The sequence below is a fragment of the Pseudomethylobacillus aquaticus genome (assembly GCF_003730115.1).
Classification (GTDB): Bacteria; Pseudomonadota; Gammaproteobacteria; order Burkholderiales; family Methylophilaceae; genus Pseudomethylobacillus; species Pseudomethylobacillus aquaticus.
Genome location: NZ_RJVP01000002.1, coordinates 498,506 through 515,095, shown reverse-complemented (window position 1 = coordinate 515,095; position 16,590 = coordinate 498,506). Strand labels below are relative to the sequence as shown.

The window sequence follows — 16,590 nt, the reverse complement described above, 5'->3', positions numbered from 1 at the left end:
GCTACCGATACTTTGAATCCTCTTTTACGCCTGCTGGGTATCATCGTGCTGTGCGCCAGTGCTTCGGCATGGGCGGGCGGGCACGCCTACATCACCAACCAGGGAAGTGACTCGGTTTCCGTAGTGGATGTGACCAATCACAAGGTGATCGCGACCATCGGGGTAGGCAAGGCACCGGTAGGCGTGGCGGTTTCAGCGCGCTTGGGACGTGTGTTCGTCTCCAATGTGGAAGATCAAAGCCTGTCGGTGATCGACAGCAACACACAGCGTGTCATCAGCACCATTGCCATCAAGGGCGCGCCGGTAGGCGTAGCCTTGTCTGCAGACCACAGCCAGGTGTTCGTCGCCAACTGGTTCGATGACCAAGTCCTGCGTTTTGACAGCGCCAGCTTGCAGCCACTGGGCAGCCTCTCGGTAGGCAAGGCACCTGCCGGCATGATCGCCAGCCCGGATGGACAATGGTTGTATGTCGCCAACCGCGACAGCAACGATGTTGCCGTCATCAGCACCAAAGACTGGAACATCAGCGCGCGCGTACCGGTCGGTGCGCACCCGTTCGGCCTGACGCTGCGCCGCGACGGCAAGCAGCTGTACAGCGTGAATGTCTACGATAACAGCCTGACCATCATCGATACCGCCAGCCTGCAAACCAGCAGCGTCAAAGTGGGTGAACATCCCTACTGCGTGGCACTGAGTCCGGACCAGCGCCGCCTGTTCGTCACCAACACGCAAGGCGATAACGTCACCGTGATCGATGTCGCCAGCCGCCAAGTATTGACCAGCATAGACGTAGGCGGCTACCCGGAAGGCATCAGTGCCAGTGACCAGCACATATTCGTGGCCAACTGGTTCGACGACACGGTCACCGTGATCGACCCGGACACGCTGACCGTCATCAGTACCATCCGCACTGGCAAGCAAAGCCGTGCCTTTGGCCAATTTATCGACCCCAGCCTGCCATGAACACGCGACAGCCGCACCGCTAGCGCCCATCGCAGGTGGATATGAAAGATCTTTTTTCTTCGCTTTTTGTAACCAATCGCTTGGTCCGGCGTTGAATGAAGTAGTAAGCTCGGCGTTTTAATTACTTTGGAGAATATCGCATGAAAAAATTGTTTGCACTACTGGCCATGGCGCTGCTGCCACTGAGCGCTGCCGCTCACGGCCCATCGCCACAAAAAGTAGAAAAGTCGGTCACCATCAAGGCTGAACCCGCCAAGGTGTGGGCACTGGTCAAGGATTTCGGCAACATGCAAGCCTGGCACCCAGCTGTAGCCAGCACCAAATTGGAAAAGAAGGGCGAAGACACGTTCCGCCTGCTGACCCTCAAGGGTGGCGGCACCATCTACGAAAAGCTGCGTAGTGCCGACGATGGCGAGATGAAGCTCAAGTATGAGATCGTCGAAGGTGTACTGCCGGTCGCGGACTACAACTCCTTCATTACCGTCAAGGCAGGTCCTGGCGCTGGCGAAAGCACCGTCACCTGGGTTGGTCGCTTCTACCGCGTGTACAAGCTGAACCCGCCCATCCCACCAGGTCAGGATGACGCTTCCGCGCTGAACGCTGTGAATGGCGTCTATGACGCTGGCCTGGCCAATCTCAAGAAGGTTGCAGAAGGCAAGTAAGCCGGAGCAATGGCACGGGCAGCGCCGACTGCCTGCGCACACGACAAAAGAGCCTCATACGAGGCTCTTTTGTTATCATCCAACTGCAATGACGCTTAGCGTCACAGACTCTTTTTTTATTGGCCGCCATGCTCACTCACATCAAGCAATTCCTCGATCGCATCAGCCTGATCCCGTTGCTGCTACTGGTCGTCCTCGCTGGCATCGTTCTGGAGTACTTCTTTGGCTGACACCTCTACACTCGCCACCCTGGAACTTGGTGCGCAGAAAAGCACCAACAGCGTCATCTGGCTGCATGGCCTGGGCGCAGATGGCAATGACTTCGCCCCGGTGGTCGAACAACTGGACATGCCAGAAGTACGTTTCGTCCTCCCGCATGCCCCCAAGCGCCCGGTCACCATGAACAATGGCTATGTCATGCCGGCCTGGTATGACCTGTACGGGCTGACCTCCGGCACGCCACAGGATGCGGCCGGCATCCATGCCACCTCGGGCCAGATCAACGCGCTGATAGAACGTGAATATGCCCATGGGGTCCAGCGCATCGTACTGGCGGGCTTTTCACAAGGTGGCGCGATCGCCCTGCATACCGCCTTGCGGCAAACCAAACCGTTAGCAGGCGTGATGGCCTTGTCCACCTACCTGCCCTTGGCTGACAAGGCCAGCGCCGAAACCACTGCAGCTGGCCGCGTCACACCGATCTATATGGCCCATGGAACGTATGACGAGGTGATCACACTGGCACGTGCAGAAGCCTCTGCTGATGCCTTACGTGCGCTGGGCTGCGCACTGGAATGGCAGGAATATCCCATGGCACACAGTTTGTGCAGGCCTCAACTGGACGATATACGGCACTTTCTGCAGCGCGTGCTCGGCAGCTGAGTCTGTAACTAACCGGGGATCAACAAGGTCGGTTTAGGTAGAGTTGCTCGGCGCGTATGTAGTCCAGCACGGCACCGGACAAGCAGGCGTCTACAGCTTCGCCCTTGGCCAGAGCAGCCCGGATCGCTGTTGCAGAAACAGGCAAGGCGGGGATGGCCTGATGATAGATGCAGCCTGCTGGCTGCTCATGCAACAATTCAAGCGCGCTGACATGATGCGCGTCATGCCAGCGCTGAAGTTTTGCGCTGTAGTCATGGGTTGCACTGTCAGGACGCGTGGCAATCACGATATGACCATACTCCAGCAAGGTCTGCCAGTGATGCCAGCCGGCCAAGCCTGCAAAGGCATCCTGGCCCAACAGCAGACACAAAGAAACATGCTGACCAAGTTCTGCGCGTAGCGCCTGCAAGGTATTCACTGTGTACGATGGCCCGTCACGTTGCAATTCACGCGTGTCCAGCATGAACTCCGGACAGGCTGCGATGGCAAGGCTGACCATGTGAGCACGCTGATGGGCGCTAGCCTGCGGCTGTGGGCGATGTGGCGGCACGGCCGCCGGAATGAATCTCACCATGCTCAGCTTCAGCGCGGCACTCAGCGCCTGCGCAAGACGCAGGTGCCCGAGATGGATAGGGTCGAAAGTACCGCCCAGCAGGCCTATCATGACCTGATCAACCTGCCTGGCAGCAGCAAGCTCAGCCGCGCACCTGCCCGTCACCGAGCACGATGTACTTGAGGCTGGTCAGCCCTTCCAGACCGACCGGGCCGCGCGCATGCAGCTTGTCCGTGGAGATGCCGATCTCGGCCCCCAGACCATACTCGAAACCATCAGCAAACCGTGTTGAGGCGTTCACCATCACCGAGCTGGAATCCACCTCGCGCAGGAAACGCCGCGCCTTGGTGTAGTTCTCCGTGACGATAGCCTCGGTATGCTGGGAGGAATGCTGGTTGATGTGCTCGATGGCTTCATCCAGCCCAGCCACCACCTTCACCGAGATGATGGCATCCAGATATTCGGTGTAATGGTCTTCCTCTGTCGCTGGCTTGGCGTTCGCCACCAGCGCCTGCGTCTCGGCACAGCCGCGGATCTCGATGCCCCTGGCCGTCAGCATGGCGGCCAGCGCCGGTAATTGTGCCGCAGCGACACTGCGTGCCACCAACAACGATTCTGCCGTGTTACAGGTGCCCAGACGCTGGGCCTTGGAGTTCTCCAGGATACGCAGCGCCTTGACGGCATCCGCCTCATCATCCACATAGACATGGCAGTTACCATCGAGATGCTTGATCACCGGGATACGCGCCTCCTCCGAGATGCGTGCGATCAGGCCTTTGCCACCACGTGGCACGATGACATCCACATATTGCTTCATGGTGATCAGCTCACCCACCGCTGCGCGATCCGTGGTGTCCACCACCTGCACCGCTGCCTTGGGCAAACCTGCTGCCGCCAGACCTTCATGCACCAGTGCCGCCAGCGCCTGATTACAGCGGATAGCTTCAGAGCCGCCACGCAGGATGGCCGCATTACCGGATTTGATGCACAGGCCTGCGGCATCCACGGTGACATTGGGCCGTGCTTCATAAATGATGCCGATCACACCCAAAGGCACGCGCATGCGTCCGACCTGAATACCGGTCGGACGGTATTTCATGTCCGAGATCTCACCGATGGGGTCCGCCAGTGCGGCGATCTGCTCCAGGCCTTCGGCCATGGTGGCGATGGATTTTTCACTGAGCGCCAGACGGTCCAGCATGGCCGCTTCCATGCCTGCGGCACGTGCCGCCTCCAGGTCGGCCTGATTCGCCGCCAGCAAGGCCTGCTTGTCGCGCCGGATGGCATGGGCGATGTTGAGCAAGGCCAGGTTCTTGGCATGGCTATCGGCCTTGGCCATCAGACGCGAAGCCGCACGCGCTTGCTGACCCAGCTGCTGCATATAACGTTTGATATCACTCATGATGTGGTTTCTGTATTGCCTGTTTTGTGTGCGGTATTGCGGCGTTTGCTGTGCAAGGCCACGGCAAACGCACGGCGAGCCCAAACGGCCGCCAGCTCCGCGTCGTCATAAATCTGTTCCGGAGCAAGATGATACGACATTTTGATGGTCTTATCGCCCCTGCGATAACTGAATGGCGCCAGATGCTGAGCGGCAAAAAGCCCGGCACTGCCTGCATCGGTCTTGAGATAGAGCTGCTCGTCTACAACCAGCGCGAACATGACGCCTTGATGGTAGAGCCCGTAACCACCGAACATCTTGCGCGCCTCGACTGGCCCGAACCGGACGAACACCTCATGCAGATAATCGACAAATTCGGACATGCTACTCAGCGCGTGCGGCGCTCGGTACGTGACGACCCCGCCGACCTGAGCCCAACCTGCGCCAGGCCGGAGCATAGCCTGGAGATCTCCAGCCAGGCATCAGCGCTGCCTATGCCTTTGGACAGCTGATCGATCTCGGCCAGCCTGCTGAGCGCGGCGCGCAGCTGACGCAGGCTCAGGCGACTGCCCGCACGACGGAACAGGTCCTGCTTGTCGAAACGGATATAGGCTTTCTGCATCGCGGCATTGGCCGACTCGCCTTGCGCTTCGGCTTCCTTGAGCTTGAGTAGCGGGCGTATCACCCAGTCGGTAAGCAGACGGCTCACCGGTACTGCTTGCGCGCCCTCTTCCTGCAAGCCGCGCAGGATGCGCACCGTACGCTCGGCATCGCCAAGCAGTACTGCATCGCCCAGCTGGAAGGTGTCATAGCGCGACACATTCAGCACAGCAGCACGTACGGCTTCTGCGTCCAGTCGTCCGGCTGGGAACAACAGGCCCAGCTTCTGGATCTCCTGATGCGCCGCCAGCAGATTGCCTTCCACCTGCTGCGCCAGGAACTGCAAGGTATCGCCATCGGCTTGCTGCTGCTGTGCCGCGAGACGCTCCGCGATCCACTGCGGCAGCGCGGCAAGACTAACTTCCTGCAGCTGCACACAGACAGCGGCTTGCTGCAAGGCCGCATACCAGCTGCTGTTGCGCGCGTCCTTATCGAGTCGCGGCAGCAATACGATCACGCACACCTCCTGCGGCGGTGCAGCGGCCAGTTGCTGCAAGGCTTTGCTGCCCTCGGCGCCCGGCTTGCCACTGGGAATACGCAGCTCCAGCAAACGCAGGGTCGAGAACAAGGACGCGGACTGACCGTAGCTGGCCAGCTGCTGCCAGTTGAAACTGCGCTCCACCACCAGGCTTTGACGCTCCTCATAGCCTTGAGCTCGTGCAGCGGCACGTAGCGCATCCAGCGCTTCACGCTGACTCAAGGGCTCATCACCCGTGAACACATAAAGTGGCTTTAGCGCTTGAGTCAGATGCTGTGCAAGCTGGGTGATCGCAAGCTGCATGAGGAGCTAGGCTGCTGTTATTCGACTGGTGGCTTGGTGCGCGGCTTGGGACGTTGCACTGACAGCACGTGCATCAGCTCACGCACCGCATCTGCACGCATATCATCATTGAGTCGCGCCTCTTCGCCCTGCTTGGCCAGCAACTGGCTATCGTCAAAGGTGAAGTCGCGGCGGCCACTGATGGTTTGTGGCATGCCCCACAGCTCATTGGATGGGTCCTTGATGCGGAAATTGACCTGATAGTTGAGTTCGAACTCACGCACCCGGCCCGTGCCGGACAGTGACAGAATGCGCTTCTCAGCGGATTCACTCAGGATCTCCAACATCAGATCCGCCTGCTCTGGCGTGGGCACCAAGGCAACACCATTGCTCAATAAGGAGCGTTTGAGATCGCGCGCGATACTCACATTCTGGCCTTGCAGATACAGGTTTTTGAAGGCGATATCGTTGACACCGCGCAACTGGAAGCCACAACTGCTCATGGCCAGCAGGCAGAGCACCAGCCCGAAACGCAGGAACGAAGGAACCCATCTGTGTTTATGCATGTGCTATCCCACCACCACGTTGATCAGTTTGTTCGGTACCACGATGATTTTACGCACACTGGCGCCGTCTTCGAGGAATTTCTGTACGCACGACTGCTCCAGCGCCAAGGCTTCGATGGCCGCTTTTTCCAGTGTGCGCGCTACCGTCACGCTACCACGCAGCTTGCCGTTGACCTGGATCACCAGTTCGATCTCGTCCTGCACCAGCGCCGCCTCCAGTGGCTGCGGCCAGTCCGCGGCGAGGATATCGTCGCCGTAGCCCAGCTCGGCCCACAGTGCTTGTGTGATATGCGGACAAATTGGAGACAAAATTCTTAGTAGGATTGATAAACCATTTGCCCAAATCAGGGCTCGTGGACTTATATCAATAGATAGCGCATAGCCAGACTTGAGTACAGGTTCATTAATTCTTTGAAGGATGTTTAGTATCTTCATGCAAGCTGCACCCACCGTATTAAATTGGTGTCGTTCTAAATCAAAGTTTGCCTGCTTAAGATTCTCATGTAATTCTCGAAGTGCTGCCTTAGCACTGTCGGACAAATTATTAATTTCCAAGAGTACAGGGCCACGAGATGTTATTGCCTTAATAGCTTCACTATTTTCATAAGCAAAAGACCAAAGCCTCTTCAAAAATCGGTGCGCCCCATCAACACCAGCATCAGACCACTCCAGCGTCTGCTCGGGGGGGGCGGCGAACATCATGAAGAAACGCGCGGTATCCGCGCCATATTGTTCGATGAGGGCTTGCGGGTCCACGCCATTACGCTTGGATTTGGACATGGTGCCCATGCCCTGAAAATCGACAGGCAGGCCGTCCGCGTTGAGCGTAGCACCAGTGAGCTTGCCGGCAGCGTCATGCACCAGGGTCACTTCCTCCGGCGCGTAATACTGGATACCGCCCTTGTCAGTGCGGCGCGAGAAGATGTGGTTGAGCACCATGCCCTGGGTCAACAGGTTGGCAAACGGTTCGCGGCAAACATCATCGCGGGCGAATCGCGGTGTTGCCGAGGACAGCAAGCCTACATCCCCCATCACCTTCCACCAAAAGCGCGAATACAGCAGGTGCAGGATGGCATGTTCGATACCGCCTATGTACTGATCGACCGGCATCCAGTGATTGGTTTCGGCATCCACCATGACATCCGGGTTGAAACCACTGGCTACCGTGCTGGTGGCATAGCGCGCGTAATACCAGCTGGAGTCCACGAAGGTATCCATGGTGTCGGTCTCGCGCTTGGCTGGTGCGCCGCATTTTGGGCAGGCACAGTTGAGGAAATCCTCGCGCTTGTTGAGCGGATTTCCAGAACCGTCCGGGACGCAATCCTCAGGCAGTTTCACTGGCAACTGATCGTCTGGTACCGGCACATCCCCGCAACTGTCGCAGTGGATGATGGGGATGGGGCAACCCCAGTAGCGTTGACGTGACACGCCCCAGTCGCGCAGACGCCAGTTGATCTGCTTGTCGCCCAGACCCTTGGCGTGGAGGTCGGCCGCGATGGCATCCACCGCAGCTTCGTAGCTCAGACCATCATATTTGCCGGAATTGCAGCAGTATCCTGACTTGCTTGCATACCATTCCTGCCAGGCCTCAATCGCGTAGCCCTTCTCAATTCCCCCTTCCCCCTTCTCCGCAACGCTCTGTTTGATGGGAAGGTGATACTTTTTCGCAAAGGCAAAATCCCGCTCATCATGCGCAGGCACGGCCATCACGGCACCTTCACCGTAGGTCATCAGCACATAGTTACCCACCCAGACCGGCACCTGCTCACCGGTCAGCGGATGGGTCACGGTCAGGCCGGTGTCCATGCCTTCTTTTTCCATGGTGGCCATGTCGGCTTCCATCACCGAGCCCTGCTTGCACTTGTCGATGAAGGCGGAAAGGGCGGGATTCGAACCCGCGGCGAGTGTCGCCAGCGGATGCTCGGCTGCCACGGCGCAGAAGGTCACGCCCATGATGGTGTCGGCACGTGTGGTGAACACCCACAACTTGCCATCATCGATCAGTTGGCCGCTCGCATCCTGAATAGCATGCGTGAATGCAAAACGTACACCTGTGCTCTTGCCTATCCAGTTGGCCTGCATGGTCTTGACGCGCTCCGGCCAGCCCGGCAGCTTGTCCAGGTCATCTAGCAATTGCTGGGCATAGCCGGTGATATTGAAGTAATAGCCGGGGATCTCGCGCTTTTCCACCAGTGCGCCGGTACGCCAGCCACGGCCGTCGATGACCTGCTCGTTGGCCAGCACGGTCTGATCGACCGGGTCCCAGTTCACCACCTGCGTCTTCTTGTAGGCGATGCCCTTTTCCAGCATGCGCAGGAACAGCCACTGGTTCCATTTGTAATACTCGGGCTGGCAGGTGGCCAGTTCGCGGCTCCAGTCGATGGCAAAGCCCAGCGACTGCAGCTGTTTCTTCATGTAAGCGATGTTGTCATAAGTCCACTTGGCTGGCGGCACCTTGTTCTGGATCGCCGCATTCTCTGCGGGCAAGCCGAACGCATCCCAACCCATGGGTTGCAGCACGTTGTAGCCCTTCATGCGGTGATAGCGCGTCAGCACGTCACCGATGGTGTAGTTGCGCACATGGCCCATGTGCAGCTTGCCGCTGGGGTAGGGGAACATGGAAAGGCAGTAGTACTTGGGCTTGCTGCTGTCGGCAACGGCGCGGAAGGTCTGCTTGGTCGCCCAGCCTTGCTGGGTGGCGTGTTCGATCTCTTGGAAAGGATACTGCGGCTGCATGGCGGGCTTGGATTCTTGAGTTTTCAATGGAAAAACGATTATACCGCGAAGGCTGAGCCGGTGTTTTCCCACATGCTGTGGCAGAGAGCTACCCAAGGGCGGATTAGCTCGTTATAGTCTGGTCTGCACACGCATCAACAGCCGAGAACCGCCGATGAACTACTATCCAGTGACCGTGGTAGAGAACTTTTATGAAGACCCGGATGCGATACGCAAATTCGCACTGGCACAGGACTACAAGTTCTGCCACGAGATCCCCAACATCAATTATGTGTTTCCAGGCTCGCGCACCAAAGAGCTGCTGGACCTGGACCGCAAACTGTTCGAGAAAGTCAGCACCAAGCTGATCTCCCTGTTCCATAATCCGGAACTCGACCACATGCGCTGGCTGATCTCCACCAGCTTTCAGAGCGTAACCGAGGAGTATGGCCGTGGCGTGATCCACACCGACAACAACACCATTCTGGCCGCTGTGCTTTACCTCAACCCCGAACCCGGGCCCGACTCCGGCACCTCGCTGTTCAAAAAGAACCAGCATTTCGATGAAGCCGCTTATGCGCAGGCGATCAAGGAAAATGACACCCTGTTCCGCCAGAAACACAAGGTGATGCGGGAAGATTATCACCGCATGTTCGACGAAACAGTGCGAGTGAACAATGTGTACAACTCCCTGATCGTTTACGAGGGTGATACCTTCCATGCCGCCAATCGCTTCTTTGGCAAGACGCTGCAGGACAGCCGTCTGGCACAAGTGTTTTTCGTCAATCGTATCGATGCCAAGAAAGAAAGCGTATTCCCGCTAAGACGGCTACGCAACATCAAGGCCTGACCAGCAGACAGGAACAAAAAAGCCCGCAGCTGCGGGCTTTTTGATTTTCAGCATGACGGCAATTAAACCAGTGCCGTGAATATCTGCTTCTTGATGTCCTCAACAGCGCCGATACCGGACACTTTCACATACTTGGGCGCATTCGCTCCGCCAGTTGCTTGGGCTGAATAATAGCCGACCAGCTGTTCGGTCTGCTCGTGGTAGACCTGCAGACGCTTCATGACCACTTCTTCACGGTCGTCATCACGCTGCACCAGATCTTCACCGGTCACATCGTCCTTGCCTGCCACTTTAGGCGGGTTGAATACCACATGGTAGGTACGGCCAGAGGCCAGGTGTGCACGGCGACCGCTCATGCGCTTGATGATCTCACTGTCCGGTACATCGATCTCGACCACGTAATCAATGGCAACACCCGCCTGCTGCATGGCTTCGGCCTGCGGAATGGTGCGAGGGAACCCGTCGAACAGGAAGCCTGCCTGACAATCAGCGTCTTTGATGCGCTCCTTGACCAGGCCGATGATCACTTCATCCGGCACCAGCCCACCACTGTCCATGAAGCGCTTGGCTTCCAGGCCTAAGGGCGTGCCTGCCTTGACCGCAGCACGCAGCATGTCGCCGGTGGAGATCTGTGGAATATTGAATTTTTCTTTGATGAAGGTCGCTTGTGTACCTTTGCCTGCACCGGGCGCGCCCAGCAAGATGAGTCTCATGTCGTGTTCTCCCTTGAAACTGTAATTATATCAGCCGAGAAAATTGGCGATAGCCACGAATTGGGCCACCGACAGGTTCTCGGCACGCAACTGGGGATCCAGCCCCAGCGCAGCAAACCCGGCATCATCGAGGATACCTTTCAGCGTATTGCGCAAGGTCTTGCGCCGCTGACCGAATGCCGCCGTCACCACCTTGGCGAACAGCACTTCGTCCCTGGCCGGATAAGGCAACACCGCATGCGGCACCGCGCGCACGAAGGCAGATTCGACCTTGGGCGCCGGGTCGAACGCTTCGGGCGGCACCGTAAACAGATACTCCATCTGCAAGCGGTACTGCAGCATCACCGACAGCCGCCCGTACGCAGACGAAGACGGCGCGGCCACCATGCGCTCCACCACTTCCTTCTGCAGCATGAAGTGCATGTCGATCACATTCGCGACCTTGTCCAGCAAGTGAAACAAAATGGGGCTGGAGATGTTGTAAGGCAGATTGCCCACCACGCGCAGGCGTGGCGCCAGGCTGGAAAAGTCGAACTTGAGCGCATCCGAGGCATGGATGGTGAGCTTGCCCGCTGGGTAATGGCCTTGCATCCAGCTGATGATGTCGCGGTCGATCTCCACTACATGCAGATGATCGAGCTTTTTCAGCAAAGGCTGGGTCAATGCACCCAGGCCGGGGCCGATCTCCACCATCACATCGTCATGACACGGCGCTATGGCATCGACCAATGCCGTGATGACAGCTTGGTCATTGAGGAAATTCTGCCCAAAACGCTTTTTGGCGACATGCTTCACAGACACAGGTCCTGGCGTTTCAGTGCAGGCTCATGGGCGCAGCCCGTGATGCCGAAACTAAAACGTTTCTTAGCTACATAGTTCAAGGCTGACCCTCGTAAGTTTCAGCGCAGGCTCATGGGCGCAGCCCGTGATGCCGAAACTAAAACGTTTCTTAGCTACATAGTTCAAGGCTGACCCTCGTAAGTTTCAGTGCAGGCTCATGGGCGCAGCCCGTGATGCCGAAGCTAGAACGCTTTATCGATGAACGTTTCATGGTAATTTTTAAGCGGATCGCTGCCGACTGTGTGCCAACTCGACGGCAAGATGGATCGCTGCATACAGGCTACCAGCATCAGCGTTGCCCGTACCAGCCAGATCCAGCGCTGTGCCATGATCGACCGAGGTGCGGATGATGGGCAAGCCCAGCGTGACGTTCACGCCGCCACCAAAGCTGGCGTGCTTGAGTACCGGCAAGCCCTGGTCGTGGTACATGGCCAGCACGCAATCGCCTTTGCTGAGGTTATGTGGTGCGAACAGGGTATCCGCTGGCAACGGGCCCAGTAGCTGCATGCCCTCGGCACGCAGCTTTTCCAGCACGGGCGTGATGGTGGTGATCTCTTCCATACCCAGATAACCACCTTCCCCTGCATGCGGATTGAGTCCGGCCACCAGAATACGTGGCTTTGCGATACCAAAATGGCGCACCAGATCGGCATGCAAGATACGCAAAGTACGCTCCAGCCCGGCCGGCGTGATGGCGGCACTGACCTCTGTCAATGGCAGATGACGCGTGGCCAGGGCGACGCGCATGCCACCGCCCACCAGCATCATGACCACTTCCTCGGTATCGGTCTGCTCGGCCAGGTATTCGGTGTGCCCGGTGAAGGCGATGCCTGCATCGTTGATCACGCCTTTGTGGACCGGCGCGGTCACCATGGCAGCGAATGCTCCGCTGACACAGCCAGCTACCGCAGCACGCAAGGTTTGCAGTACATACTGGCTGTTGCTTGCCTCCAGCCTACCTGCAACAACATGATGGTCTGCCGGAACGTGCTGAACCAACAAGGTGCCGTTGCCGACATGGTTTGCGTGCGGCACTGCAGACTGCGGGCCATCATAAGGGGTGATCTGCAAGGGCAACCCTAGCTGATGGGCTCGCGCCTCAAGCATATACTGATCGGCTATCACCACGATCTGCGCGGCAAAGGGCTGCTGCGCCAATGCCACGCACAGGTCTGGCCCGATGCCAGCGGGCTCGCCGGCCGTGAGGGCGATAAGGGGGGGCAGGTTCACCACGTAAACCAGCTTAGAACTTGTCTTCCAGACGCATTTCCACGTAGGCGCGATCACGCAGTTCACGCACCCACTCCTGATAGGCTTCCTCCGCCTTGCGTGAGCGGATCTCCTGACGCGCCTTGATGCGGCCAGCTTCACGCGTCATATCCTGCTGACGGCGCTCCAGCACCTGAATGATGTGCCAACCGAACGGACTGCGGACTGGCTCACTGATCTGCTTGATGGCCAGTGCATTCATGGCTTGCTCGAACGGTGGGACGGTATCACCCGGGTTGACCCAGCCCAGGTCGCCGCCACTCACTGCCGTACTGTCCTCGGAATTGACCTTGGCCACCTCGGCAAAATCTACGCCATTATCCAGACGCTCTTTCAATAGCAGCGCGCGCCTGCGACCTTCAGTTTCGGAAACCACTTCACTGAGCTTGATCAGGATATGGCGCACATGCGTCTGCTGCACCACCAGCGGCGAAGTGCCGCCACGACGCGCGTTGACACGCAGGATATGGAATCCATTCGGGCTGCGCAGCACTGCCGTCGTCTGGCCCGCCTGCAAGGACTGCACAGCATTCAGGAATAGCTCGGGCAACTGGCTGGAAGGCTTCCAGCCCAGGTCGCCACCTTCGAGCGCATTCGGCGCATCCGAATAGGTGGCCGACACTTCACCAAAACTCACACCCGAATTGAGCTTGCTCATGGCCAGATCGATCTTGGCTTTCAGCTGCTGCAATGCCTGTGTGGAACTGTCATCAGGGACACGCACCAGAATATGGGACAGGTCGTATTCGTCGGTCTCTTTGCGGCTGGACTGCGTGGTAAGGAAGTTGTCGACCTCCGCCTCGGTGACGTTGATACGGTTCTCCACCTCGCGCTCACGCAGACGCGCGATGATGATCTCGCTGCGGATGTCCTCGCGGAATTTCCGGAAGCTCAATCCATCATCTTCCAGGGTCTTGCGGAACTCCTGTACGGTGAGCTGGTTCTGGTTGGCGATACGTTCTATGGTCTTGTCGAGCTGGCCGTCATCCACACGCAAGCCGGTTTGCGCCGCATATTGCAGCAGCAGGCTGTCGTTGATGAGGCGTTCGAGGATCTGTTTCTGCAGCACATCCTGCGGAGGCAGCTTCCCGCCCTGCTTCTCGATCTGCGCGCTCAAGGTGCGGATCCGGTCAGTCAACTCCCGCTCGGTGATGACACCGTTGTCCACCACCGCCACGATACGATCCAGTTTGACGATATCCGCCGCTTGAACAGGCTGAATATAGGAAGCAATCAGCAGCAGGCTGCCGAGGATAAAACGAAGATAAGTCATGGGAATTCTCTTTAAGGTGTCACGCTGCTCTGGATCTCGCCTGAGCGGGTATAGCCTGGGATTCCGCGTTCCAGATATCGCATCGGGCTGGCACCGATAGAAGCCAGTCCACCCAGTTCGAGTTGAAAGAAGAAAGCATAGTTGGCATCTGCTGTCGCCGTCGAAACACGCTGCAATACCGTGCGTGCCTGCCAACAACCGGCGTCATACTCGAGACCTGCCAGCCCCTCGATCGGGCTGTGCTCTTCCAGCGAGTAGTTGTAGCGGCCCAGGCCATACCAGCGCGGACTCAATGGCCACTGGCCGGACACATTGATCTGATCCAGCAAATCAGCAGTATAACGGTAACTCAGGTTCATGACCTTGCCGGGCTCAGGGTTGTAGCGCATGCCGATATTGGACCGGACCAGCTCAGCATCATAGGTGTTGTACTGCCACGCAGCATCGACGTTCCACTTGCTCAATAGTTTTGCTGTCACTGCAGCGACAATATCCGAGCTGTCTCCGCGACGCAGATTGGCGCCTGGCAAGCCAACTCGCTGTTCAGTGAAATTGAACCGCTGCCCCAAGGTAGCGGCAAAACGCTGGTCACCCGTCCGGGCGTCCAGCATGCGGGTGGTGACGGCCATGGTCAGTTGGTTGGCATTATTGATCCGGTCATTGCCGGTGAACTGGTTCTCCTGGAACAGGGAACTGGTGTTCAAGTCAGCCAGTGCGGTATCGAAGATCGGAATGGCGGACTGGTCACGATTAGGGATATACACATAGTACAGACGCGGCTCCAGCGTCTGCGTATAGCTGTTCTTGACGATACGTGTATTACGCTCGTAGTACAGGCCACTGTCCAGACTGAAGATCGGCAAGGTCCGCGTGCCGGACTGATACTCCCCATTCACGCCGTTCAGCGTGAAGTCCGTGTTATCCAGCTGATAGCTGGTGTGATGTGCGCCGAATTTGGGCGTGATGTAACCATAAGGCCGCGTGAATGGGATGCTCACGCTGGGATACGCCGTGAAACGACGCCCGGTGACACCGGTGAGCAGGTTGCCATTGGGCGTCGCCAGGAAGTTAGGCTGACTCTCGCTGCGATTGAAGCTGACCCACTGGGTATAGAGATTGGTGTTGACGTACCGATCACCCACCTCCCAATCCTTGGTACCGTTCAAGGTCAATTGTGGCAAGCGTTCATACGGGAATGTACGCTGCCCCAGCGTTTGATAGCGCTGCACCAGCAAGTTGAAGTCCCAGACATCGTCTGCATAATTCAGCGAAGCCTGTTGTGCCAGATTGACCCGGCTGGTAGTGGTGATACGCGTGGACAGCTCGGAGAAGTAATTGTCGTCCGACACTTTTTCCAGGCTATACCCGGCACTCCAGCCATTGAGGAAATCCTGCTGATGTTGCAGTTTGGCGTAGTAGCGGTTGTCACCGGTGCTGGTATCGCTTGGCAGGTATTCGATATTGTTACCGCCCTGGTAGGTCTCGCCCATATAGCGGAACTCACCTTGGTATTGCAAACCACGCTTACTCAACAAGCGCGTACCAAACGTAGCGTCCATGCCAGGCGCGATGTTCCAGTAGAACGGCGTCAGCACTTCAAAGCCACTACGCGTGGTAGTACCGATCAAGGGTGCCAGCAGGCCGGTCTTGCGCAAGTTCTGGAAGGAAAAATCAATCTTGGGTGCATACAGGATAGGCACACCCAGAAACTCGACACGCGCATTGCGTGCGGTGCCGGTCTTGTTGAAATCGTCGATCTCCATCTCGCTGGCACGGATATACCAATCATCCACGCCTGCTTCGCAAGTGGTATAGCGGGCATTGGTCAAACGCTTCTTGTTCTGCCCCTCGAAGAACATCGCATCGGCATCCCCACGCGATGCTGCAGTGGTGTTGGTGCGCAGTTGCGGCTGATACCCCTTGTTCGAATCATCATACGCCGACTTGGTAAGTCGATTACGCAGTGGACGGCTATTGCTACGTATCGCGTTGGATGTCGCCGTCTGAGGCAAGGCGCTCGCAGCAGCAGGGGCCGCTGGCTGATAGAAGAAGATAGGCTGCTTCATTTCGCCAACCGTATCGCCCATGTTCAAGCGCAAATCCGGGCCCTTGATCACACTGCCGCCGCCTTCGATGCGGGCGTTGCCGATGACGCGCAAGGTTTCGTTGAGCTCTTCGTACTGGATACGATCACCGCTGATCTGCTGCTTGTCGGTGATGATGGCGGCATTGCCGATGGCATCCAACCTGCGGTCCATGCGGAATTCCATGCGGTCCGCTTCGATCAGCGCACCGCCTGCAGCGATGGCATTGGCGGTAGAGGCTTCGGTGACGCGCGGGCGCGCCGTTTCATCGGCCGCATCACTGGCAGCACGCGCCGGGGCATGGGTCAGAACGCAAGAAATCAGGAGTAAAAAATTAAGAGGTTTGTTCACTGGGGGCTGGGGCGGAAAGTGTGGGCGCGCGTTTCTTTTATGGATGCTAAAATCGCACAAATCGCCTG

General features: G+C 57.8%; 15 protein-coding genes. 4 read left to right on the top strand and 11 right to left on the bottom strand.

Annotation, left to right across the window (positions count from 1 at the left end):
- Positions 1–12 precede the first annotated feature (12 nt).
- From ED236_RS06215 to ED236_RS06205, 3 genes are all read left to right on the top strand, one after another.
- A complete protein-coding gene (locus ED236_RS06215) occupies positions 13–963 on the top strand; it encodes a beta-propeller fold lactonase family protein (RefSeq protein WP_240032048.1) in 951 nt (316 codons plus the stop codon).
- 140 nt (positions 964–1,103) lie between these two features.
- On the top strand, positions 1,104–1,625 hold the full coding sequence (locus ED236_RS06210) for an SRPBCC family protein (RefSeq protein ID WP_123237059.1): 522 nt from the start codon (positions 1,104–1,106) through the stop codon (positions 1,623–1,625).
- 222 nt (positions 1,626–1,847) lie between these two features.
- Entirely contained in the window at positions 1,848–2,507 is a 660-nt protein-coding gene (locus tag ED236_RS06205) for an alpha/beta hydrolase (protein ID WP_240032047.1), read from the top strand.
- Positions 2,508–2,526: 19 nt separating this feature from the next.
- Here the strand turns inward: ED236_RS06205 and nadD are convergent, their stop codons facing one another.
- From nadD to leuS, 6 genes are read right to left on the bottom strand one after another with little or no spacing between them, the layout of a single operon-like run.
- On the bottom strand, positions 2,527–3,171 hold the full coding sequence (nadD, locus tag ED236_RS06200; protein WP_123237058.1) for a nicotinate-nucleotide adenylyltransferase: 645 nt from the start codon (positions 3,169–3,171) through the stop codon (positions 2,527–2,529).
- Between the two features lie 31 nt (positions 3,172–3,202).
- Positions 3,203–4,462: a glutamate-5-semialdehyde dehydrogenase gene (locus tag ED236_RS06195; RefSeq protein WP_123237057.1), complete on the bottom strand. Its 1,260-nt coding sequence runs from the start codon at positions 4,460–4,462 to the stop codon at positions 3,203–3,205.
- Positions 4,459–4,824, bottom strand: a complete 366-nt coding sequence (locus ED236_RS06190) for a TfoX/Sxy family protein (RefSeq protein ID WP_123237056.1) — start codon at positions 4,822–4,824, stop codon at positions 4,459–4,461. The genes ED236_RS06195 and ED236_RS06190 overlap by 4 nt, the downstream gene beginning before the upstream one ends.
- A 5-nt stretch (positions 4,825–4,829) precedes the next feature.
- Positions 4,830–5,882, bottom strand: coding sequence for a DNA polymerase III subunit delta (holA, locus tag ED236_RS06185; RefSeq protein ID WP_123237055.1), 1,053 nt, complete (start codon positions 5,880–5,882; stop codon positions 4,830–4,832).
- 17 nt (positions 5,883–5,899) lie between these two features.
- Positions 5,900–6,427 (bottom strand): LPS-assembly lipoprotein LptE, encoded by a 528-nt coding sequence (locus tag ED236_RS06180; RefSeq protein ID WP_123237054.1) that lies wholly within the window; start codon positions 6,425–6,427, stop codon positions 5,900–5,902.
- A gap of 3 nt (positions 6,428–6,430) precedes the next feature.
- Positions 6,431–9,163: a leucine--tRNA ligase gene (gene leuS, locus ED236_RS06175; protein ID WP_123237053.1), complete on the bottom strand. Its 2,733-nt coding sequence runs from the start codon at positions 9,161–9,163 to the stop codon at positions 6,431–6,433.
- Positions 9,164–9,317: 154 nt separating this feature from the next.
- On the opposite strand from leuS, the gene ED236_RS06170 reads away from it, so the two are divergent.
- Positions 9,318–9,992 (top strand): DUF6445 family protein, encoded by a 675-nt coding sequence (locus ED236_RS06170; RefSeq protein ID WP_123237052.1) that lies wholly within the window; start codon positions 9,318–9,320, stop codon positions 9,990–9,992.
- Positions 9,993–10,054: 62 nt separating this feature from the next.
- On the opposite strand, the gene adk is transcribed toward ED236_RS06170, so the two are convergent.
- From adk to ED236_RS06145, 5 genes are all read right to left on the bottom strand, one after another.
- On the bottom strand, positions 10,055–10,705 hold the full coding sequence (gene adk / locus ED236_RS06165; RefSeq protein WP_123237051.1) for an adenylate kinase: 651 nt from the start codon (positions 10,703–10,705) through the stop codon (positions 10,055–10,057).
- A 30-nt stretch (positions 10,706–10,735) separates the two neighbouring features.
- Entirely contained in the window at positions 10,736–11,500 is a 765-nt protein-coding gene (gene rsmA, locus ED236_RS06160; protein WP_123237050.1) for a 16S rRNA (adenine(1518)-N(6)/adenine(1519)-N(6))-dimethyltransferase RsmA, read from the bottom strand.
- Positions 11,501–11,764: 264 nt separating this feature from the next.
- Positions 11,765–12,775 (bottom strand): 4-hydroxythreonine-4-phosphate dehydrogenase PdxA, encoded by a 1,011-nt coding sequence (gene pdxA, locus ED236_RS06155; protein ID WP_123237049.1) that lies wholly within the window; start codon positions 12,773–12,775, stop codon positions 11,765–11,767.
- Positions 12,776–12,788: 13 nt separating this feature from the next.
- Positions 12,789–14,087 carry a peptidylprolyl isomerase gene (locus ED236_RS06150; protein WP_123237048.1) on the bottom strand — a complete coding sequence of 433 codons (1,299 nt, stop codon included), beginning with the start codon at positions 14,085–14,087 and terminating at the stop codon, positions 12,789–12,791.
- 11 nt (positions 14,088–14,098) lie between these two features.
- On the bottom strand, positions 14,099–16,522 hold the full coding sequence (locus tag ED236_RS06145; protein ID WP_123237047.1) for an LPS-assembly protein LptD: 2,424 nt from the start codon (positions 16,520–16,522) through the stop codon (positions 14,099–14,101).
- Positions 16,523–16,590 lie beyond the last annotated feature (68 nt).